This is a genomic window from Pseudoalteromonas phenolica, from assembly GCF_044788725.1.
GTDB classification, from domain to species: domain Bacteria; phylum Pseudomonadota; class Gammaproteobacteria; order Enterobacterales; family Alteromonadaceae; genus Pseudoalteromonas; species Pseudoalteromonas phenolica_C.
Genome location: NZ_CP173161.1, coordinates 396,543 through 418,705 on the forward strand (window position 1 = coordinate 396,543; position 22,163 = coordinate 418,705).

General features: G+C 41.7%; 14 protein-coding genes. 4 read left to right on the forward strand and 10 right to left on the reverse strand.

Annotated features, from left to right (window positions below):
* Window positions 1–17: 17 nt before the first annotated feature.
* The 5 genes from ACH784_RS01900 to ACH784_RS01920 all read right to left on the reverse strand — a co-directional run bounded on the left by ACH784_RS01900 (window position 18) and on the right by ACH784_RS01920 (window position 4,699).
* The gene (locus ACH784_RS01900; RefSeq protein ID WP_404393061.1) at window positions 18–1,496 is read right to left on the reverse strand and encodes a sensor histidine kinase; all 1,479 of its coding nucleotides are present in this window, start codon (window positions 1,494–1,496) and stop codon (window positions 18–20) included.
* A complete protein-coding gene (locus ACH784_RS01905) occupies window positions 1,493–2,227 on the reverse strand; it encodes a response regulator transcription factor (RefSeq protein ID WP_138566159.1) in 735 nt (244 codons plus the stop codon). The genes ACH784_RS01900 and ACH784_RS01905 overlap by 4 nt, the downstream gene beginning before the upstream one ends.
* A 91-nt stretch (window positions 2,228–2,318) precedes the next feature.
* Window positions 2,319–3,029, reverse strand: a complete 711-nt coding sequence (locus tag ACH784_RS01910; protein WP_404393063.1) for a spondin domain-containing protein — start codon at window positions 3,027–3,029, stop codon at window positions 2,319–2,321.
* 10 nt (window positions 3,030–3,039) lie between these two features.
* Window positions 3,040–3,744, reverse strand: a complete 705-nt coding sequence (locus ACH784_RS01915; protein ID WP_404393065.1) for a spondin domain-containing protein — start codon at window positions 3,742–3,744, stop codon at window positions 3,040–3,042.
* Window positions 3,745–3,868: 124 nt separating this feature from the next.
* Window positions 3,869–4,699, reverse strand: coding sequence for a LysR family transcriptional regulator (locus ACH784_RS01920; protein ID WP_404393067.1), 831 nt, complete (start codon window positions 4,697–4,699; stop codon window positions 3,869–3,871).
* Window positions 4,700–4,917: 218 nt separating this feature from the next.
* Here ACH784_RS01920 and maoP point away from each other — a divergent pair, with 218 nt between their 5' ends.
* The 3 genes from maoP (at window position 4,918) to ACH784_RS01935 (ending at window position 8,416) form a co-directional block, all read left to right on the forward strand.
* Entirely contained in the window at window positions 4,918–5,262 is a 345-nt protein-coding gene (gene maoP / locus ACH784_RS01925; RefSeq protein ID WP_404393069.1) for a DUF413 domain-containing protein, read from the forward strand.
* Window positions 5,263–5,400: 138 nt separating this feature from the next.
* Window positions 5,401–6,447: a glutathione synthase gene (gshB, locus tag ACH784_RS01930; protein WP_404393071.1), complete on the forward strand. Its 1,047-nt coding sequence runs from the start codon at window positions 5,401–5,403 to the stop codon at window positions 6,445–6,447.
* The gene (locus tag ACH784_RS01935; protein ID WP_404393073.1) at window positions 6,431–8,416 is read left to right on the forward strand and encodes a flavohemoglobin expression-modulating QEGLA motif protein; all 1,986 of its coding nucleotides are present in this window, start codon (window positions 6,431–6,433) and stop codon (window positions 8,414–8,416) included. The genes gshB and ACH784_RS01935 overlap by 17 nt, the downstream gene beginning before the upstream one ends.
* A 53-nt stretch (window positions 8,417–8,469) precedes the next feature.
* Here the strand turns inward: ACH784_RS01935 and ACH784_RS01940 are convergent, their stop codons facing one another.
* The 4 genes from ACH784_RS01940 to ACH784_RS01955 form a co-directional block, all read right to left on the reverse strand.
* Window positions 8,470–12,783 (reverse strand): PAS domain-containing protein, encoded by a 4,314-nt coding sequence (locus ACH784_RS01940; RefSeq protein WP_404393075.1) that lies wholly within the window; start codon window positions 12,781–12,783, stop codon window positions 8,470–8,472.
* A gap of 209 nt (window positions 12,784–12,992) precedes the next feature.
* Window positions 12,993–13,592 (reverse strand): TetR/AcrR family transcriptional regulator, encoded by a 600-nt coding sequence (locus tag ACH784_RS01945; protein ID WP_404393077.1) that lies wholly within the window; start codon window positions 13,590–13,592, stop codon window positions 12,993–12,995.
* A complete protein-coding gene (locus tag ACH784_RS01950) occupies window positions 13,589–14,452 on the reverse strand; it encodes an alpha/beta hydrolase (RefSeq protein WP_404393079.1) in 864 nt (287 codons plus the stop codon). The genes ACH784_RS01945 and ACH784_RS01950 overlap by 4 nt, the downstream gene beginning before the upstream one ends.
* A 195-nt stretch (window positions 14,453–14,647) precedes the next feature.
* On the reverse strand, window positions 14,648–15,937 hold the full coding sequence (locus tag ACH784_RS01955) for a hypothetical protein (protein ID WP_404393081.1): 1,290 nt from the start codon (window positions 15,935–15,937) through the stop codon (window positions 14,648–14,650).
* Window positions 15,938–16,088: 151 nt separating this feature from the next.
* On the opposite strand from ACH784_RS01955, the gene ACH784_RS01960 reads away from it, so the two are divergent.
* A complete protein-coding gene (locus ACH784_RS01960) occupies window positions 16,089–18,809 on the forward strand; it encodes an ATP-binding protein (protein WP_404393083.1) in 2,721 nt (906 codons plus the stop codon).
* A 20-nt stretch (window positions 18,810–18,829) separates the two neighbouring features.
* Here ACH784_RS01960 and ACH784_RS01965 read toward each other — a convergent pair whose 3' ends face one another.
* Complete coding sequence (locus tag ACH784_RS01965) at window positions 18,830–21,799, reverse strand: EAL domain-containing protein (protein WP_404393085.1); 2,970 nt, start codon at window positions 21,797–21,799, stop codon at window positions 18,830–18,832.
* Between the last annotated feature and the right edge of the window lie 364 nt (window positions 21,800–22,163).

Here is a 22,163-nt window from a genome sequence, read left to right on the forward strand (position 1 = left end):
ATCAATCCAGGTTCAGGCTAATTAAGTGCATCTGTGGCTTTACGCACAGCAAAGGTAAATTCAGTGCCTTTGCCTAATTCGCTATCAACCTTGATCTCTGATTTTAACAAACGAATAAGCCGAGAGGTTATCGCCAACCCTAGACCCGCATGGGTCTTTTTACAGCCCTGACTGTTGCTTGCTTTGTAACGGGCTTCAAAGATATAAGGCAGCTCTTTGGCATTGATACCCAGTCCGGTATCTCGCACAGCTAACGTATATTGTTTATTGTGTTCGCTGACTTCAATGGTGATGTTTCCTCCAGACGGCGTATGTCGAATGGCGTTATCAATCAAGTTCGTTAGCACCCGCTCTAATTTAGCGATGTCAGAGTAAACTTGGGCATCAAAGGTTTTGGGCTGCACAGTTAAAGTAATGTTGGCTTGCTCAGTTTTTAGTGCGAACTTTGCCAAAATGTCATAAATCAATTCACCTAAATTAAACACTTCAAATTGTACATTGGCATGACCTGATTCAAGGTGTGCAAGCTCGAATATTTGGTCGATCAAGCTTTTCAATTGGGTGCAATTCTTGAGCGCAACTTGCAGGTAATGCATCTGTTGCTCAGGCTTAGCATGCTGTTTTTCAATTAACTCTAAGTAACCTTGCAATGAAGCAAGCGGAGTACGCAAATCATGAGAGAGGTGGGCCAATAATTGACGACGTTGCGAGTCGAGTTCTGTGAGTTGTGCCATCTGCTGATTAATGGTCACCAGCATTTGATTAACACTGTTGCCAAGCTGGTGGACTTCGTTATCAGAGTTTGACCACTGTGGCATAGTCAACTCAGTTAAATCAAATTTCGCCTCTTCTGCTTTGTGAATAAAGTCACCCAGTTGCTTAAGAGGCGAGGTTATATAGCGAAAGAGTAGTACCGCTACGAATAGTAAAATGATCACTAAGATCAACAAACCAGCCGAGTGTTGAAACAAGTGATCTGAACTGCTGATCTGGGTAAAAATAGAGTCATAGGCTGAAGAGCCGATAATCACATATAAATACCCCTGAAGCGTGTCGTTGTTATAAACCGGTGCAACAGAGAAGATTTTTTGTTGATCAAAACTGCGCGGATCATCGCCAAAAATCGGTAAGTTGTGTGGCTCTTCTATTAGCTGTAACAGAGGGCGTAAATCGACACTTTGCTTTTTAATATCACCAGGTTTAGCGGAGTAGGTGACTAATTTGCCGCTGGGATCGACAAAGTAAAACTCAAAAGACGGGCCCAGTACCATTAAGGTATGAAATAGGCTTTCAAGGGCCTTATAGTCGTAAACGCCTTGTTTTAGCAAGGGGTTGTCATTGGCGAGGTGTTCCGCAAGGCCTAAATGTAGTTTTTGCTCAGCTTGAGATCGAGACACTTCAGACACACATTGTGTCCAAGTCACAAACGAAATGAGTATGATGAAAAGCACCGTTGAAATGGTCAGACTGAGGCGCTGATAAAGAGATTGGATCATAATGATGCCTGTTGCAATGATTTGGCGTTAAGTTTGTAACCCACGCCCCACACTGTTTCTATGATGTCTTGTTGGCATAAGTTACCTAACTTACTGCGTAGACGGTTTATGTGTGAATTAACGGTATGTTCGTAACCTGAGTGGTCATAGCCCCAAACTGATTCGAGTAATTGGGCACGTGAAAATACTTGATTGGGGTGTTTGGCAAAGAAGTGGATCAGATCAAATTCGGTTGCTGTGAGGTCAATAAGTTGATCATTGATAAAGACTTCGTGACCTCCAGTATCGATTTGCAGCGCGCCTAACATCAAGGCAGTTGGCGCTGTTGCGATTGTATCGGTTGGCTGTTGCTGCATTTTGAGCAATTTAATATGGCGGATCTGCGCTTTGATCCTTGCTTGGAATTCTCGATAGCTAAAAGGTTTACAAATATAGTCATCGGCGCCGATCTCTAGACCAATCACTCTGTCCATCTCACTGCTTTTAGAGGTTAGTAATACCACGCTGATATGAGGAAATAGAGATTTGATCTCTCGGCAAACACTAAGACCGTCCATGCCAGGCAACATAATATCGAGTAGTACGATGTCGAAATGGTCTTGCATTAATTTTGCCATGGCGCTTTCCCCATCGCTTACGTGCTCAACATCCAGTGCTAATTCTTTTAAATGCACTTGAACTAACCCTGCAATATCGAGGTCGTCTTCAACGACCAATACTTTATGCTGCATATTTCAACCCTCTTAAAGTAAATCATGCCTTTAATAGGCTGTTATTTACTTTGCAATGCCCATTACACGCCGTGTAATGGGCATGTAGGGCTTATTTCATTCTTGTTATTGTGACCATCATCAGTGGGTTATCGAATTTATGCGTGCTATCTAACACTGAGCTAGAGAGCCCGTCATCATTACCGACAACGCCAGGATGCATCGCGACCTTATCCATGGTTTCTCGGGCACTATTGAAGCCTTCTCCACCATCTGCAGGGCCAGGAATAGTCCCTTGTGCTTCGGTATTCGCTTCGGTACCTGCATCATACGCATGGGTACGCATAGAAATACTGTCGCCTTCTGCTAGGTTTGATACGTCCATAGCATTAAGACCGGTAAAACCATCATTTGTATTCACCATCATGGTGATTACAGACAATTTATAGCCTTCAAGGCTTTCAGTAGTGAGCATTAACTCTTGACTTGCGCCAGGCGCAAGTGGGGCATCTGCTGAACTCGACATCATGACGACATCTAATCCGAGTAGCCCTGAATTATCCCCGCCTTCAGCTAAAGTTTCTAATTCGGCGCTGGCAGATTCACCGATTTGCCAAAATTGTCCTTTTTTATGTAGTGCAATACCGATTGGCGAAAGTGGCTGTCCGTTAGTGAGGTTAACCGCTGTCACTTTTAGCATAATTTCTTCTGTAGCTGGTGGCGTTGGCATAGGTGTTTCTAACATCACATCATTGTTGTCACTGCCACAACCTGCCAGTAATAGGCCTGCAAATACAGGCGCACATAATTTGAGTGCTTTCATGTTAGGCCCCTTACTTTACTGTTACCGTCACTTTCGCTACTGGGTTCAACCAACGGTGTACTGTGTTGTGTAAATCGCTTTTACCACCTGTTGCCTCGTCATCACCTAAATTACCGCGGTGAATATGCACCATCATGTTAGTTTCTTCATTGGTTACGCCACTGCCTTGCGTACCCGGTGCCATGCCCGGAGAGGCAGGAATACCCAATGAGCCAGGCGCGCCAGAGCCATCAACAACCAGCTCGTTGTTTGCTTCTGTGCCTGCATCATAGGCATTTAGGTAAATATGATATGTGCCAGCTTTTGTTGGAATAGGCCATGCATCCAGACCCACAAAGCCATCGTTAGTTGGTAACATCATGGCGACAATAGACAGGGTTGAATTGGTATCTGAGCTTTCAACCATGGCCATAGTGGATGCGGTCGGTGCTAATAAGCCCTCAGCAGGGTTTGCAGCGGTGCTTGCATTGATGCCTGACAATACATCGGCAAGACCTGAAATATCACCGCCTTCAGCCATTGCTTGTAATGGCTCAGAGGCTTTATTGCCAACTTGATAAAGGTGCGCGTCACTGCTGTGTGCGGCGACAAGGAGCGGGGTGAAATAAATACCTTGTGTGAGGTTGGTAATTTTTACTTCTACATCGGCGGCCATTGCTGTACCGCCAGCCATTAAGGTTAGTCCTGCGATGAGTGCACTTGTTGCTTTGTTCATGTCTTGCTCTTTTAGTTTTGTTAAACACAAACCTAGTGTGCAAGACAGTTATCGCGAAACTATGGCTAATTATTCACAAATTTATCACAAGATTGTTGTAAATTTATCTCAGTAGCCATTTTCGTTACTGAAGCTTAGAAAACAACGCCTTAAATTCTGAAATCAATTGCTCTTGAGGGTTGTTTTTACGGTACACCAAATAAATCGGTCGCTTAATTTGTAGTGGTGTTTCTATTTCAAATAACTCGCCGCTTTCAATGAGTTCTTGAACCAGCGGGTAGGGTAAATAAGCAAACCCTCCCTGAGTTTGTAGCACTTCTAGTGCAATCATAGCCGCAGAAGTTTTAAAGGTTGGCGTGACTTTATGGTGTAAAGCGTGCTCTTTTTGAAAGGTAATGCCCCAATCCACCAATACATAATCTTCTACCTCGGCATCAAACTCAGCACGACTGCCGACCAGTGATAAATCAAAATGACCAATTAATTCATTGCAAAAGTCGCTGTCTTTGATCGGATCGGTAAGTAAGCCCACATCCAGGGAGCGGTCTTCTAACTTTCTTTGGATCGCTTCGCGCACAGAGAGATCGGCTGCGACCACCAAATCACCAAAAAGCGATAACATATCTTTGATGCGAGAGCTAAAGAAGGCATCCCACACATTGGGTGTAGCAGCGACACTGAAAGTATTTTTCTGCATGGCTGCAATAGAGAGCGAGATTTTTGATTGCGCCATCTGACTCACCATCAAATGTGCATGTGACAATAGAGCTTCACCTGCAGGGGTGAGGCGAAGGTTATTTTTTTCACGAATAAATAAAGAGGTATTATAAAACTCCTCAAGCTGTTTTATTCTTGCGCTAACAGCGGCTTGGGTGATATATAATGTTTCTGCCGCGCGTCCAAAATGGCGATTTTCTGCAACCGCAATAAAAGTTTTAAAAACTCTAATATCCATGTGTCATGGCTCTCTTCTCATAATGGCCTCAATTTAAATAAATATTATCTTCACGACAAATATTTTTTGTTTTTCTTCTCGTTGATTTTTACATACATTCCGCAAATAAGAGCTTTCTTTGCTCTTGGCAATAATTTGTTCATAAAAGCTGGGTATAGATTAATCAGTTGTATCTAACTTTATTTAACCGTTATATGGCAAACCACTTAGGGGAACATATGAATACGACGATTCGTAAAGGTAAAACACTGTTTTATGGCGACCACTCATTTTCACACGGGTTATCAAGAAGCGGTCATTTTACGTTGAAAGAGGCTGAGTTTTTAGAAAGCTACGGCCATACGTTAAGTGCACTGGCGAATGAGACCTTGCAACCTGAAAATGAAGAAGAGCAATTATTTGTAGCGCAGGTGAAAGACGAAGGTGAGAGCACCTTACATGCTGCCAAGCTTTGGAAAAAATACTTAAAAGCAATCGATAAAAGCAAAGTGGGTCACAGCTTCTCAAGAAGCAGCGGCCGAACTGTGCAAGACATGGGGAATGACTTCAGTTTAGCTGATTAATCATACGACCCAATCTTTATATCTGATTGCCAATTAGCCAGTTTCGACTGGCTAATTTTATTTCTATTACTGATATACCTGTCCTTAATAATATCGAGTTAGGAGGATAGGTATTTAAAATCTTAAAGACATATAGCCATGAAAATTTGTTTTATTATGTACCCTTGGGATCGTGTTGAGCCTGAGACAGATACCACACTTCGTTTAATACATGAGTGTGTTAAGCGCGGTCATACTGTTGCCATGTCAACGGTGAATAACCTGACTATTCGCGACAGTGTGGCGAGTGCATTCTGTGATGTATTTACTCGTAAAACAAAGTGTTCTGACAATGTCGTGAGTTTTTACAAAAATGCCGATTTAAAGCGTACTCAACTGCCGCTTGCTGGTTTTGATGCCATTATCATGCGTGCCAACCCACCGCTAGATACCTTAGCACTGAATTTCTTAGACTCAGTGCGCGGTGATACTTTCATTATGAATGACTTAGATGGTTTACGTATAGCGAACAATAAAATCTATACGGCGTCTTTCCAAGATACTGAGAGCGAGTTTATTCCGGCAACACACGTATCAAAAAACCGCGAATACTTAGAGCGTATTTTTGATGAGTCTGACAGCGATCGCATGATCTTAAAGCCACTTGATGGGTTTGGCGGTCGCGGTGTAATTGTCATTGAAAAGTCCGCACGTCAAAGCTTTAGATCGCTACTCGATTTTTATATCGGCGGTGATGAGCATGGTAAAGGTGAGAACTACGTTATTTTACAAGATTACGTTGAAGGTGCAGAAGAAGGCGATGTACGCATTATGATGCTCAACGGCGAACCAATTGGTGCTATGAAGCGTGTGCCAGCAACAGGTGATCTTCGTTCAAACGTGCATGCGGGTGGCCGAGTTGTGAAACATAAACTGACAGAGCAAGAGAAAAAGCTGTGTAAGTACATTGGCCCTAAACTGGTTCGCGATGGCCTTTATTTTACTGGTATCGACGTCATTGGCGGTAAGTTGATTGAAGTGAATGTATTAAGCCCAGGTGGCATTGTACGTATCAACAAATTAAACCGTGTGAAATTACAAGCGCAGGTAATTGATTTTGTTGAAAGCGTCGTGCATGCCAAAGAGTTAGTACGCAATCGTAAAACTGAATTCAGACAGGTAATCGAAAATGCTAACGCTGTCTGAGCAGGCGTGCATCGCGAAAATTAATAAGGGTGAGAGCTTTCACGCTGAAGTCGAAGGCGGCGCCTTTATTATTAAAATTGATGAATATACGCCGGTGATCTGTGCGGCCATTCATAACGGCCACCGTTTACGTAAAGATCTCGAAAAAACCTTTATGCTCAGTAAAGATGAACGCTTTTTCGAAGAAGATCCTTATACCGATGAGTTGATCTCGTCGTTTCCTATTCAGTTGATAGGGAACGACTCGCGTTTTGAATACGACTTAAATCGTGCCAAAACTCTGTCTACGTATTTTAAAACGGCGTGGAATAAACAGGTGTGGCAAAAGCCTTTAAGTGCGAAGCAGCGTGCAATTAGCCAAGCTAAACATGAGTCTTTTTATAATGTGCTTGAAGCGATTATTGCTAAAGTAGAGTCACTGTTTAGTCGAGCAATTGTGTTTGATATTCACTCGTACAACTACAAGCGCATCGAAAAAGACACGCCGACGTTTAATATTGGCTCTGGGCAAATTGATGTCGAGCGTTGGGGCAGTGTGGTTAAGCACTTTGAGAAGCAATTGAACAAGATTGAATTGCCTAACTTATCAGTGCGTGCTGCAACAGACGAAGTGTTTCACGGTCGTGGTTATTTAATAAGTCATGTGAATGCACACTTTGATAACACCCTAGTGTTACCAACAGAAGTCAAAAAAGTCTTTATGGATGAAACATCGGGCGATGTTTATCCTTTGGTGCTTGAAGAGTTAAAAGCAGGCTTTAAGAGTGCTATCTCTGAAACCGCTGCGTATTTTATTCGCCGTTTTGGCAGTAAAAAACGCATGCAAAAAGCCGATATGCTGTCTTCAAGTATCAGCCCTGAGGTACTAGAAGTTGATAAAGCGCTATTCTCGTTATGTCGTCATATTGAAACGCTGAACTTTATTAACCCAGTAAACCTGCAAGCGCAGCGTAAAAAGTTTTTGAAAAATAGCTATATTGCGCCGAGTTTTAACTATAAGCAGCTAGATCTAAACCCTTATAAGTTCAGAGAAAAGCTCTATAAATTACCGGTTGATAATATTCTCGATGCCGATATTCAGCAGTTGTATCGTCATATCATCGATAATTTGGCGAACAAAATTGATTTGTTGGCCACCATAGGTACCGATGAGTTTATGTATAACTCATTAAAATACTATGGCGAGCCGAGTGAAGAAGACATTGCGAATGCACGATTCTTACTGCACTTAAAGCCACAAACTGATGAAAGTGAAAAAGTGCTGAATGCGGATGAGGCAATCGCTTGCTTTAAAGCCCAGGCGCAAGAGTGGGGCTTAAACTGTCGCATCGAAAAGTCGGCAAAAATAGTTGCTAAGGCCATGGTCAATAACGATAAAGCGTTGTTATTGGTTAACCGAGACGCCAGTTTTACCGAAAAAGAAATTCATGCTTTTGCTTTTCATGAGTTAGGCATTCATATGGTGACGACGCTGAATGCTAAAAAGCAACCGCTGAAGGTGTTTGGGTTAGGTTTGTCAGGTAATACTCATACTCAAGAAGGTTTAGCAATCTACAGTGAGTATTGTTCGGGGAGTTTAACACTATCGCGCCTGCAAACTTTGGCACTGCGTGTTATCGCCGTGAACTATATGCTCAAGCATCGCGACTTTGTGAAAACCTTCCACACTTTAGTGAGTGAGTTTGAGTTAGACAGAGAGTTTGCCTTTACCTTAACAACCCGTGTTTATCGGGGTGGTGGGTTCACCAAAGATTATCTCTATCTCAGTGGCTTTAGAGATATCGTTGAACTGGCAAAAACGCAGTCGCTCGATAACTTGCTGGTGGGCAAAACAGGGTTACTTGATTTTGCGATTACCAATGAAGTGGTAGAGCGTGGCTTAGTAAATAAACCGACGCCTTTATTTGATTTGAGCTATCGACCATCTGGCGATGATGTACTGGACTTTATCGTACAGTCAATTCGTTAATAGATAAGCCTCGAAGTAAAGAACGACCAAGCGCCCACCATGAGTGGGCGTTTTTATTTGAGACTTGAGCCCATTGATGACCTTGTATTTGTGCTAAGCAGGGCTGTTTTCAACGCATTTAAGTTGATTGGCTTGGCAATATATTCATTCATTCCCGCATCTAAGCACTTTTCTTTATCACCTTTCATCGCATTGGCTGTCATGGCAATGATATAGGTAGATTGATGGTGTAAACCCGCTTCACCCTGTCGGATGAGACGTGTAGCTTGGAAGCCATCCATTTCGGGCATTTGTACATCCATCAAGATGACATCATAGGGCGTTGCTTGTGATTTAAGTTGCGTTAAAGCCTGTTGGCCGTTTTCAGCACAGTCGCATTCTAGTCCTAAGTTTTTCAGCACGCCTTTGGCGACAATTTGGTTCACAGGGTTATCTTCAACCAAGAGTATCTTAAGCGCTGTTAACCATTCATGCTCTCGAGTTTGGTGAGTTTCTTTGGCGTGTTGTAGCTCATTAATATAATGATGTGTGACTAGGGGTTTAGCTTTTTCTAATGAGGCGCCTTTATCTGAAATAATTTTCAGGGCACTAATTAAATCTTGATGAGTTGTCGGTTTAGGAAAATACCCCTTAAACCCTAATTTTGCGAAATATTGTGCATCACCTCGAGTTTGCATAGACGTCATCATTATCAATTGCATTTGCTGACAGTTTTCGAGTTTTTGCAGTTTCTCAGCCAACTGAACCCCATTCATTCTAGGCATTTGCATATCTAAAATAGCAATATCAAACCTGCTGTGTTTAGTATTGGGCACAGGTGTACACAGCCCAATGGCATCCTCACCGCTTTTACAGGTGGTCACTTGAGCGCCCCATTGCGAGAGTTGTTTATCGAGAATTTCTCGATTGGTCTCGTTATCATCAACAACTAAGATATGTAGTGAAGAAATATCGACATCAGGCACTGTCGTATCATTTTTCTCGCAGCTAGAGACTCTTAATACACAAGTAAATTCGCTGCCTTCTCCAAGCTTGCTTTGCAAAGAGATTGAGCCATCCATTCGATTACATAGCTTTTTCACAATGGCTAAGCCAAGTCCTGTTCCACCATAGTTTCGGGTGGTTGAAGAGTCAGCTTGGCTGAAAGTTTCGAAGACATGCGCTTGTTTGTCTTGCGCAATACCAATGCCGGTATCTTTGACTTTTAATATCAGCTCTTGCGTGTCTAATCGCTCACCTTGAAGGTGCGCAGAAACGAGTATCTCACCTTGATGAGTAAACTTAATGGCATTACCAATCAGGTTAGTCAGCACTTGGCGGATCCGACCAGGATCACTCACGATGAGTTTGTTTGGAAGTTCAGTGGTATCAAGTATTAACTCTAAACCTTTGGATTCAATCGTCATGGCAAAGGATTCACACAAGTCTCCTAGCATAGTGGTTAGATTGAATGGAATGTTTTCTAGCTCGAGTTTGTCGGCATCAATCTTAGAGAAGTCGAGAATGTCATTGATCAGAGTTAATAGAGAATTTGCACTGCTTTGCGCAATTGCAACGCGATGATGTTGTTCATCTGACAGCTGACTACTTTTAAGTAAATCAAGCATCCCAATGACCCCGTTCATGGGGGTTCTGATCTCATGGCTCATACTGGCCAAGAACTCATTTTTGGCTATGACTGCTGTTTCGGCGGCTGTTTTCGCTTGTTGCAACACATGCTCATACTCTACGCGCTCAGTTACGTCATAATTCACGCCTATCATGTTGGTTACTTGGCCTTCAGCATTCACTTTATTGATGGCTGAGGCTTTAATATGACGAACTTGTCGATTTGGTAAGATGATCCTAAATTGGGTGTCAAACTTCTCATCATATTCGATGGCGCGTTGTAATAACGCTTCTGTTGCGACTTTATCGTCAGGATGTAAACCACTTTCCCAAGCGTCATAGGCACCGGAAAAGTCGGACTCGGCTACGCCATAGAGTTTAAACATCCAACTGTCCCAAGTGAGGGTGTTATCGACCAGGTTATAGTCCCAGATACCAATACCAGCAGAGTCGGCGGCCAGTGCCATACGCTCGTTTTTATCTTGGATATCTTGCTCGGCTTGCTTAGAGGCACTGATATCTAAATGGGTGCCTATCATGCGTTTTGGCGAGCCATCAATGTGCCATTCCACCACACGACCAGTATCTAATATCCAGACCCAGTGACCGAGTTTGTGTTTCATGCGAATTTCACACAGATATATCTCATTCTCTCGGTTCCAATGTTCTCGCAGTGCATGCTCTGAGTATTTAAAATCCTCAGGGTGTACTAGGTTGACCCAAGTTAACGTGTCAGTAGGTTCCAATTCGCTGAGTTTGTACCCCAAAATATTTGCCCAGCGCTCGTTATAGGTGGTTTTACCCGAATCAATTTCCCAATCCCAAATGCCGACGCCGGTAGAATCTAAAACAAACTCGAGCCTTTGATTACTGAACTTCAGTTTGTTTTGCGCTTCGACGCGTTCGGTAATATCTTGGAATGAGCCGAACATGCGAATACACTGGCCGTCTCGAAACTCCGTTTGCCCTTTGGCCTCAACCCAGACTTCATTGCCCTTGGCTGTGATAATTTGCAGTTCTTCTTGGTAGGGCTCGCCGGTTTGCATCGACTGAGCAACTAGTTCTGAAATACGTTCTTGACTGAACCCAGGCTTATAAAAGTTGATGGCTGTGCTCAGCTGTGGTTCAAAATCAGCTTCTACCTCGTGTATTTGTTTGGTCATGTCTGACCAATATACTTTTTCTGCAACTAAATCGACTTCCCAAGCCCCTATATTGGCCTGTTCACTCATTTGCGTCATGAGTTGTTGCTGTGAAAGCAATTTGTTTTCTTGTTCTTCACGCATAAACTCATGGCTGATCCAATGGGCCAGTAATTGCACAATTTCGAGATCAGTTTGGGTAAAGGCGTGCGGGGTGACTTCAGGACTCGAGAAATTAAGCGTCCCTATGCGCTTGCCTGACACTACTAGCGGGCAGCCAATATAACTCTCTAGTGCAAAATTTTCATAACAAGGGTGTGTGGCAATATCGCTCTGCCCTGCATGATGATAGGCAATAGCGTGATTTGCATTAAGGGTATGAAGGCAATAAGAGTGTTGATACTCGAATACCGCGCCGGGGCTAATTGCCCCATTAGGGGTTGAGGCATATTTAACTAAATAAGTATTATTTGCTTCGTCTATGTTGCTGATAATGGCTAGAGGCAAATTAAAAATATCTCTGCCTAACACTAACAAACGCTCTATTTTTTCGTCGAGAGATTGTGCCGAATCACTGGTGATTTGATGAATGTGAGTGAGCGCTTCTAGCGTACGTTTCTTTTCAGTGATGTCGTGTTGAATGATGATAGAGCTATCAACTTCATTTTCAATGTGCTTGATAGGCACAATACTGGTGTCGAACCAATAAAGGCGGCCATCTTTGGCTTTATTGCAAATTTCGCCTTGCCACACTTCACGATTTTTTATGGCGTTAGTTACGGTGTCGTAAAATGCTTGATTGTGGATACCACTGTGTAAAGCTTTTACACTTTTTCCAAGGAGCTCTTTCTTTTCGAAACCATACTGCTGAGTAAATTTGTCATTATAAAAAAGTAGATTGGTATGCTTATCAACGCGCATAACAACGGCATGTTGATTGATAGCAAACTGCACGTCTTTAACCCTCCTCTTTTCTAACAATAAACTTTTATAAGTGTTAGAAAGCCAAGCTTGAGTGGGTCTGAATATAGCGAAAATGAGAAAGACAATGAGCAATAGCGAAATGACCCACAGGGCCAGATTAACTCTTTGTAAGGTCGTGTTTTGTGCCAAAGCAGCTTGTTCAAAGAGCACCACGGTATGGTGGAGGTCGGTTAATAATAAGTCGTTATTAAATTGAGTAAAGTTGGCTAAGTTTTCTTGAGTAGGGGCTTTTAAAACACCTAAAGCTAATTCTGTATATTGCGTAACTCGTGCTGGCAATGATGTACTTTCGAAGTGTTGTTCGAGCCGTTGCTTAAATTCGCTATTAGTAGCTGAAAACTTATCCTTTAGAAAATCTTGGTTCTTTAATAGCTTCTCTGTAACCAGTGAAAGCTCGAAACGCAGTTTTTCTGAGGAGGAGATGATGGGCTGAATTCGATGTACCAGTAGCGCGGTACGCTGCGATAGCATTCGCTGCTCGCCGGCGATATTAATAATGTTGGCATAAGCTTCTTGCTTAGCCTGTTGTGTGTTGAGTATGAAAAATGAGGTAGTCATTGCCAGTGCGATAACGAGCAGTGCGATTTTGTAGCGCCTAGAAAAAGTCGCTATGAATGACTCTGTACTCAACATATTAAGCACGCCCTTGTGATTATTGTTGTTTGTCTAATAAGAGCTTATCTTTCCTAAACATAGAAAATAAGCTGAGAAAATTAGAGTATAAACTATCACGGAAAACCTGCTTTAGGTGTTGTAAATTATTCTGATAAGCAGATTAATTTAATTTCTTATACCAATCCTCAAAATGATTAAGTGTTACTGAGGATTGTTATTACGTGAATTTACGCTCGGTATTGTTCTATCAGCCTTAACACACTTTGCTTAAATAGCCCCCCGGCTGCGCTCTCAGAAAGCGTATACTTGGTGATGGCATGGCCTAAATATAAACTATAAAGCTCATAAGCAATGACATGGCTCGGAATATTTGATGAGAACTTTTTCTGTTCAATACAGCGTTCAATGCGGTGTGTAAGGTAGCCTAGCAGGCGTTCTTGCTGGGCGATAACAAAGCTTCTTACTTGCGAGTCAGGGCGGTTTTGAAATTCAACAACGGCTTTAATAAACGGGCAGCTCATTTTAGGATCGTTAAACATATCGTTGATCCAGGTACTCCAGCAATCGAGCAATTTAAGTAGATGATCTAAAGGCGCTTCACATCGTGCAGGCGTGATCACCCTTTCAATGAATAGCGTTTCGCCATATTGCAAAATGGCGATCTGCATGTCTTCTTTATTCTTAAAATGTGAAATAACGCCTGTACGAGATAAGCCGCATAATTTGGCAACACTGCCTATCGTAACATCAGCCAAACCGAATTGGCTGCTGTAAATAATGCTTTGCTTTAAGATTTCATTACGGGTGCGTTCGCCTTTGCTACTCAAGAAGTGATCACCTTGCTGATATGTTCAATCACTTTAGTATCCCCTAAAAGTTTTCTATGACCAAGCCCTTGGGTTGTGAATAGCGAGGGTTTTTGTGCAGCTAAATATTCAGACACACTTTGATAGCTGGCATATTTATCGTGCTCATCGTGTACAAAATAAATATTGTCTGACAGTTTCTCTGTGTGTTGACTGAGGCATAGGCTTTGCCAATCTCTGCCAAATTGCTTACCTATGCTTTCGAGTACATGAGTGAGTAGCTTAGTTGAAATGCCTGCTTTATCGACTTTTTCAAACATCAATTCGAAGAAATTAATCGGTGTCGCGATTAGTACTAACTTTTTATGTTTGAGTAAATCCATTGGCAAATTGAGCGTTGCTACTGCGCCCATTGAATGGGCAACAATGGCATGTATTTGTTGATTGTTTTTCTCGAAGTATTGAACTGTTTCGCTCAGTGTTTCGATAAAGTTCAGCAAGTGAGTGTGCTTTCCTGATGATTTCCCATGTGCGACATGATCTACAGCTGCGACTTTAAACCCTTGTGTGAGTAGGTGAGCGATCATGGCTTCAAACCCTGAGCTATTATCGGCCCAGCCATGACTGACAATGACCAATTCACGACCCTCACCAAATACTGCAACATGAGCATCGCCAAGTGAAGTGTTGATATTGTGAACCTCTAACGGCTGTAATGCTTTAAAGGCATAACTGCGTTTACCAAATGGGTTTAATAATAGTTTTTTACCCAGAGAAAGACTTACTTTAGGTGACAGACTTGTTAGTCCTCCAGAGAGTGCGCGCGTGAAACTATGCAAACCAAAGCGACTTTGTTTGTTGTGAAAATAGTTAAATTTCATAGGAAACCAAAAATAGTACAAGTGTTATTTTTTAAAATAGTTCACTTGTACTATTTTGTAAAGCTGCATTTTAAGAGCAACTGGATTGGCGTGCTTTGAATACTAGTTTTTTAAAGGAGTACGAGAGATAAAAGTGGAATTAAGAGCAATAAAAAAGCTGCCAATGGCAGCTTCTACAATAAGATTTAATTACTTTTATTGCATCATACTGGCCGTTTTAGGGTTGGCGAGCAGTTCGCTAAACAGTGCCCATATCTCAGCGTGAGTGCCAGCTTTTGCTTGTTTTTCAATATAGTCTTTAACGATGTCTTGACCAAGGTTGTAATTGATCACATACGCGCGATTTGCCTTGATAAAGCCCAGTCGCTGCTGTGCTTTTTTCTCGGTGACTAAGGTGTATTTTACCAATAGCTCTACGGCTTCTTGGTCATTAATCTCGCCATCTAAATAACGCTTTGCAACCATGTTATCTGCATACGACAATTGTTGTTTAACTTCTTGTACTTGATAGTAAATTTCGACTTTGCTGGCGTCTAATCCAGCCAGTGGAAATAACACGTCTTTTTCAAATTGAATGCGTTCGGCATGAGGGAATACGACATCTACACCATAATTGGCACTGCCTTCGGCTAACAGTGACATTGGCGAGAACAGCGGGTAAACCGAGTATTCAATCCATCCTTTGCCATTAACTAAATGTTTTTCCATCAGAGAGTTAAATACATGGTGCCCCGGGTATCCTTCGTGACTGGCTAGGTCAACAGCACGCGCAATGTAAATAGGAAAATCAGTGTTTACTTGAATGAGGCTAAAACTATCGCCTTTATACCAGTTATAGCCACTCCACACCTTATCTTGTACATACTCAATAGTGAAACTTTCTTGATCTTCAAGCTCAATGTATTGTTTGGTTCTTTTACGAGATTCAGCCACTGCGGCTTTAAATACGCTATCAAGTTTGTCGGTAGGGATCACAAACTGCTCAATAAACTGATTCATGCGCTCGCTGACAGATCCTGAGCCCGGTAGCATTGTGTCTAATTGAACAAGTGCTTTATCTAATTCGACTTCTGTAATGTTTGGAGAAACGGCATCGTATAAACGAAGCGACTCATCATCAAAGCTAATATGCTCTTTATTAATAAGCTGAATAAAAGTAAGCATAGACTTAGTTTGAACTTGTAAAAATGCTTTACGTTGTGCCAACTCTGGTGAGCTTTGAATACGATTAAGTTGTTCAAGTAATGCTGTGATATCAGCTTTTAACTCTGTTAATGGACGTTTCTCGCCTGTACGCCATTCATTGGGACCATAATAAGCATCGATGTAGTAAGGGTGATGTTCACCAACAGCTAGCGTTAATTTGACATATTGTTCTGCTAAATTATCTAGGGTCATTGGAGTGTCCTCTACAGTGTGTATGGTTTTTGACTGACAGCCCATAAGTGTGGCCAACAAACAAAGAATAATGAGTGTGATACGCATGACGGGATTCTGTTTAGTAAAATAGAAGCCAGATAATAGCGGAAATAAATATTGTATACAATTTGTGTTTTTACACTTTGATGTAAAACACCGCTTTGTCTGATAAGTTATGCTATGTTTTTATAATGTCTGAAATTATGTATTTATGTTTATGCTAAAAGCCGAAGGCGTAGAAACCTCATCGTTAACAACCAAAGGGGTATTTTTTATAGGCATTGCCTTGAGTTGTTTTCTGTTAGGCTTGTTTGGCACGCTGTTTAATATTGAACCTGGCTTTGCGAGTGCGATTTGGCCTGCGGCTGGTTGGTCGATCGCTTGCCTGTTAGCATTTGGGCGTTTTTCACTATTGCCGTTGTTTATCGGTACTTTGCTTGTAAATACTTATAATTCTGGCTTCTTTAGCTCACCTTTTGAAATATCTAATTTGTTTTGGAATGCGTTGCGCAGCGCTGGGGCTGTGTTGCAATGCATTTTTGCTTACTCTTTGATAAAGCGCTTTTGTCGTTTTCCTTTAAATTTTCAACATGCCGAAACCTTAATCAAAGTATTGCTGCTAGCTGGTCCAATCGCGAGTATCGTGTCCTCTTCCCTAGGGGCTTGGAGTTTATTACAACAAGGATTTATTCACTCAGACAGTTTATTGTTCGTGTGGTTTACCTGGTGGGTAGGTGATACGGTTGGGGTACTATTCTTTTTACCGATTTGTACTTTTTTATTTAAAAGCAAGCGCTATAGCGAAGTGAGTCATAAAAGGTGGATCTTAGCCTCGGCCTTCTTACTCTTTATTACCGTTTGTTGGACTTTTAATTATTCGAGAACCGTATACTTCGACAATTTATATAGCCGTTTTGCCAATATCACTGAACAAAAACTCGTCTCTATGCAGCTATTGAAGAACTCAGTAGAAAATGATTTAAAAGCTTTAGGTGTGCTGATGCAAACCGGTCATGCTATGAAAATCAATGAGTTTGAACATTATAGTGACTTCTTAAGCGACAACTTCGAGTTATACAGAGCCTTGGGTTGGGTAGAATATGTGCCAGCAAATGAAGTTGCGGCTTGGAAAAAGAAATTGCAAATGGCGGGCATATCAGATGCAAAAATCAAACAGGCACCGGGTAGCAATGACATTGGCGACACGCTCTTACCCATTAGTTTTATTGCCCCTTATAACGTTAATGCCCCTGCAGTTGGACTAGATGTTTATAGTCATCCTATTGCAGGAGTCGCTGCGGCAAAAGCGATAAAGCAGCATATTCCTATCGCCACAGCACCTTTAGTTTTGGCGCAGCAAACTAACAAAGCGACGGGTAATGTCGTTTATTTTCCTGTTTACGATAAAAACGATCCAAACAAATTATTGGGGCTAAGCGAAGTCGTTCTTGAAATAGACGTGATTGTTGAGCGCATTTTATCGACCAGTCGATACAAGCATAGCTTTAGTTATACCTTAAGTGACTTATCTAAACAGGATACTTGGTATAGCTATACACCTGAAACTGCGCACAATGAGCATGATTTACACTTTACAACAGAATATCAATTGGATTGGTTTGGCCGTAGTTGGAAATTAAGTTTTGAAAGCACCGAAGTTTTTGAAAATAACAATAAAGACTGGTTAAGTTGGTTAACACTCACTATAGGTTTAATTGTTGCTGCTCTGGGCATGTCATTTACTATGATTTTAGCTGGCTTTAATGAACAGCTGAGAGTTCGAGTAGATAAACAAACTGCTAGATTAGAAGAGTTAGTGGTTGAGCTAAAACACGCAGATAAAGTTAAGAGTGAGTTTTTGGCGAATATGAGCCATGAAATTCGCACACCTATGAATGGAATTCTTGGTACTTTGCAACTGTTATTAAAATCCGCGCTGAGTGAAAAACATAATGAATTAGTTAGTAATGCACTTAGCTCAAGTCGTTCACTGTTGGCGATTTTGAATGATATTTTAGATTTCTCAAAATTAGAAGCCGGTAAAGTTGCAATTGAAACAGCGCCTTTTTCTGTAAAAGTGCTAGTTAATCAAGTGCTCAGAAACCAAGCTCGAGCGGCTAAATCAAAAGAATTAACACTAACATGTGACTTTGAGGCTGATTTTTGGCAGTACAGAGAAGGTGATAGCACTCGTATTAAACAGGTATTAGAGAATGTGGTGTCTAATGCCATTAAGTTTACCTCTGAAGGAGCAATCACAGTGCATGTGTTTGCACTTAATAAAGACAATGTATGTATAGAGGTCACAGACACTGGTATTGGGCTAAGCCAAGAGCAAATGAACCGCTTATTTAATCGATTTGAGCAGGCAGATAGTTCAACGACAAGAAAATATGGCGGGACAGGATTAGGGCTGTCGATTTCAAAACAGTTAGTTGATCTGATGCGGGGCGAAATTACTGTAACGAGTGAATTACAAAAAGGCAGCACATTTAAAATTATGCTTCCGTTAAAAGCCGTTTCTGCAGATAAAGTGAATGAAAAAGAAGAGGTTCATGCCGATCTACCTGATCTACAGGACTTTAAAATATTGGTTGCTGAAGATAACCAAGTAAATCGCTTGGTCATTGGCGCCATGCTGACGCCAACAGGGGCGAGTATTAGTTTTGCTGAAAATGGGCTCGAAGCCACTCAAATGGCATCGAGTCAGCATTACGACCTGATTTTAATGGATATTCAAATGCCAGAAATGGATGGCGTTCAGGCCTGTCAGATTATTAAGCAGCAATTGCCAAAACTCCCTATAGTGGCTTTAACGGCGAATGTAATGGAGCAGGACGTGAAAATGTACTTAGGTTCTGGCTTTACAGCGCATTTAGGTAAACCAATAGAAATTGACGCTTTAATGACTTTATTAAAGCGTTTACTGGAGCGTTAAAAGCTGCTTATGGTGGCGAGTTAGTCATTATTAATAAACGCTAAAAAGTCTTTCTCTGGTAATGGTTTGGCATAGTAATAACCTTGTCCAAAATCACACCCTGCAGCAAGCAATTGCAGGTGTTGCGCCTCTGTCTCTATGCCCTCAGCTATCACTTTTAGGCCCAATTGATGGGCCATCATTATCATGGCTTCGCATAGTGCGAGATCATCAGGGCTTTCGGCAATACCATCGACAAAGCGTTTATCGATTTTGATAAAGTCAGTATCCATCTGTTTCAAATAGGCTAACGAAGAGTAACCAGTACCAAAATCATCAAGAGCGAGCGCAAACCCTTGCTTTGAGAGCTGCGTTAAGCGTGATTGGGTACGCTGTTGTGCGTTCATCATTAAGCCCTCAGTGATCTCAATAACAAATTGCTCTGCGTTAAGTGATAGCTCATCGAGATGTGTTTTCCAATCGAGTAAGCGACTATGTTTGGAAGAAAACTGTACTGGGGATACGTTAATACTAAGCTGTACTTGCTTTTCTGCAGCCAGTAATTTCTTTTGTGTTCGACAGGCAGACTCAAATATGAATTCACCTATCTCTAAGATCAACTGAGTCTCTTCAGCAAGAGGTATGAAAGTCGCAGGACTGACAATGCCGTTTTCTGGGTGTTGCCATCGGATCAGGGCTTCAGCCTTAATCGCTTGACGTGACTGCATATCGACAATCGGCTGAAAGTACAGTTCAAATTGTTGTTTCTGAATAGCAATGCGCAAGTCTTTGAGTAGTTGCATACGTTGTTCGGTAGCCTGACGCATTTGCGCATCAAAGAAGGCAAACCCATTTCGACCTTGTTGTTTTGCAAGATACATTGCTTGATCAGCTGCTTTAAGTAATAAGCCACTCGTGTTGCCATCTTTAGGGGCGGTCGCTATCCCAACGCTGGCGCTGATATGACATGCTTCGCCATCGAGCATAATCGCAGGCCTTAATAAGTTAAGAACTTGCTCGCTGATCTGCATTAATTGCTCATGCTCAGTATGTTCAGAAATAACGAGTACAAACTCGTCGCCGCCAATGCGTGAAATTAAGCTACATTTTGCGACTAATTGATTGAGCCTATTGGCTACTTCTCTGAGAAGTTTATCGCCGTGGTAATGTCCTAGGCTGTCATTGATATCTTTAAAGTGATCGAGATCGAGTAACAGGATCGCAAGTCCAACACCTTCGTTCAACTTTTGCTTTAAGTGGCGTTTCAACTCTAAGCGATTGGCAAGTTCAGTTAGCTGATCAAAATGAGTACGTCGCCAAATGAGTTCGTCTTGGCGTTTTTTCTCGCTGATATCGGTAAAGATGGCCACTCTTTGGTAAGGCTCTCCAGCTTTGTCGTAGACTGAGTTTATGGTTAACCACTCAGTAAATAGCTCGCCATTTTTACGCTTATTGATTATTTCACCCTGCCAGGCACCCTTAGATTGGATCTGTTGCCACATATCCATATAAAACTGTTTACTGTGCTTACCTGAGCTTAAGATCGCCGTGTTTTTACCGAGTACTTCGTCTTTTGTGTAACCAGTTACTTTTTCGAAGGCTGGATTTACGTCAAGAATCATACCGTTGGCATCGGTGATGGTCATGCCTTCGCTTGAGTTGTTATACACCATAGCGGCTAACTTCATGGCATTTTCTTGCTGTTTGCGTTCGGTGATATCACGCAGCACCACAATAGCTTGCTGATGTGTTTTTAGCTCATTTGTTCGGGCTTCGAAGATACGTACTTCGTCTTTGATATTTGAATAAAATTCAAACTGGTTAGTATGAGTGTTTAAGCTGTTTCTCAATGTTTCGAGCAGCTGTTCACAATGTTGTGGAGGCAGTAAATCGCTTATGTGTTTTGGCGGTAATGAAAAAGTGACATTGGAGGCCAGCACATTCCCCTTGTTATCGATACGTATGTAAGTATCTGGGAGGGCATGAATTAGGCTCGCTAATTCAGCATGTTTATGTGCAAGGGCATTTTCAGCTGTAAGACGCTGTGTCGCCATATGCTCAAAGTGGATCGCCACATCTTTGAACTCAGGAGAGAGCGGTTGCTGGTGCCAAGAGGTTTTATTACCCTTGGCAAACGCATCTAAAGCATTTTGTAGCGACTTTAAAGGTTGCAGTAACACACGATTTAACTGTTTTCTCGCTTGCCAAAACATCAACAATAGGGCTACTAAAAATACGCATAAAATCATGCCTACTTTTTTGTTTGCTGTAGCAATGGCATTTTCAAAAGGGATCGATAAATGCAAAGTCAGCTGATTATTTAGATCGTTTCCTTCGATTTGGTGGCGAAGGTAGATACGTCGCTCTCCAGTTAAGTCTTGATATTGCAATACGCCATGAAAATTCAGCGAAGGCCAGTTTTTATCTGGTTTAGTGCCTAGTAACCCATAATCAAAAGGGTAATTGGCGACGATATTATGATCGGCATCGGTAATAATCGCCAGAGAGTCTTCAGGTAAGGTAAGTTGGTTAAGGCTTTGACTCCATTGTTCAAGCAATTTTGCGACTGCTAATACATGGGTTAGGTTCCCTTGAGCGTCAAATACAGGCATTGCAAAATTGACGGTTAAACGCTTTATTGAGCGATCAACTTGAAATTGGCCTACCGCAAACTTTTGCGTTGAAAGTGTTGTCTGAAAGTAACGTCTATCTTTGATACTGATGTTTTGTGTGGTGTTTTTTACTGTGCATAAGACATTCCCCTCGAGATCGATTAAGCCAATATTGGCGATATTTGGGGTGATCAAACTCGCGTGCGAAAGTAACTTACTACATTGTCCGTTTTCAGCCTGTAATAAATCATCATGCATGGCAAGTTGATTTAATAGGCGTTTGGTATTGTCTAAATCGGCTCGTTGTAGCTGGGAGATTTGTAATGCGAGCGCACGTGCTTGCTGCTCATGTTCTTTTAATATGTCTGTACGCTCTTCCAATAGTTGGAAAAGGATCACGGCTAGGCCTGGAAGGCAAAGCAAGAACAATAAGCGATTAAATCGACGTGGTATTGATAAATTTAAAATAATAACGTCCAGAGACAAGCTGCAGCAAGACTGGTAATTGTATAAAAAATCCAGTCAATCGCCAAGTTTGTCTAGCAGTTTAGATGCTTACTCTTTGTACAAAAATGAAGTTAGCTTTGTCCCTTTTTTATCTGGTCAATTTTCATTCTTGAGAATTTCGCACAATGCGAAAAATAGATGAAAATTTTGTTATAAAAAAGTTTTCAACCCACCTTGTTAGGTTTTCTTAACCATTTCATAGGCTTTCAGCAAAGCCGCATTTTATCTGGGTTTTTTGATATTTTCGGCTTAGTTT

Bases quoted from the DNA above. Each gene is read 5' to 3' on its own strand.
- ACH784_RS01900 (WP_404393061.1), bottom strand. From the start codon at position 1,496: ATGATCCAATCTCTTTATCAGCGCCTCAGTCTGACCATTTCAACGGTG.
- ACH784_RS01905 (WP_138566159.1), bottom strand. From the start codon at position 2,227: ATGCAGCATAAAGTATTGGTCGTTGAAGACGACCTCGATATTGCAGGG.
- ACH784_RS01910 (WP_404393063.1), bottom strand. From the start codon at position 3,029: ATGAAAGCACTCAAATTATGTGCGCCTGTATTTGCAGGCCTATTACTG.
- ACH784_RS01915 (WP_404393065.1), bottom strand. From the start codon at position 3,744: ATGAACAAAGCAACAAGTGCACTCATCGCAGGACTAACCTTAATGGCT.
- ACH784_RS01920 (WP_404393067.1), bottom strand. From the start codon at position 4,699: ATGGATATTAGAGTTTTTAAAACTTTTATTGCGGTTGCAGAAAATCGC.
- maoP (WP_404393069.1), top strand. From the start codon at position 4,918: ATGAATACGACGATTCGTAAAGGTAAAACACTGTTTTATGGCGACCAC.
- gshB (WP_404393071.1), top strand. From the start codon at position 5,401: ATGAAAATTTGTTTTATTATGTACCCTTGGGATCGTGTTGAGCCTGAG.
- ACH784_RS01935 (WP_404393073.1), top strand. From the start codon at position 6,431: ATGCTAACGCTGTCTGAGCAGGCGTGCATCGCGAAAATTAATAAGGGT.
- ACH784_RS01940 (WP_404393075.1), bottom strand. From the start codon at position 12,783: ATGTTGAGTACAGAGTCATTCATAGCGACTTTTTCTAGGCGCTACAAA.
- ACH784_RS01950 (WP_404393079.1), bottom strand. From the start codon at position 14,452: ATGAAATTTAACTATTTTCACAACAAACAAAGTCGCTTTGGTTTGCAT.
- ACH784_RS01955 (WP_404393081.1), bottom strand. From the start codon at position 15,937: ATGCGTATCACACTCATTATTCTTTGTTTGTTGGCCACACTTATGGGC.
- ACH784_RS01960 (WP_404393083.1), top strand. From the start codon at position 16,089: ATGCTAAAAGCCGAAGGCGTAGAAACCTCATCGTTAACAACCAAAGGG.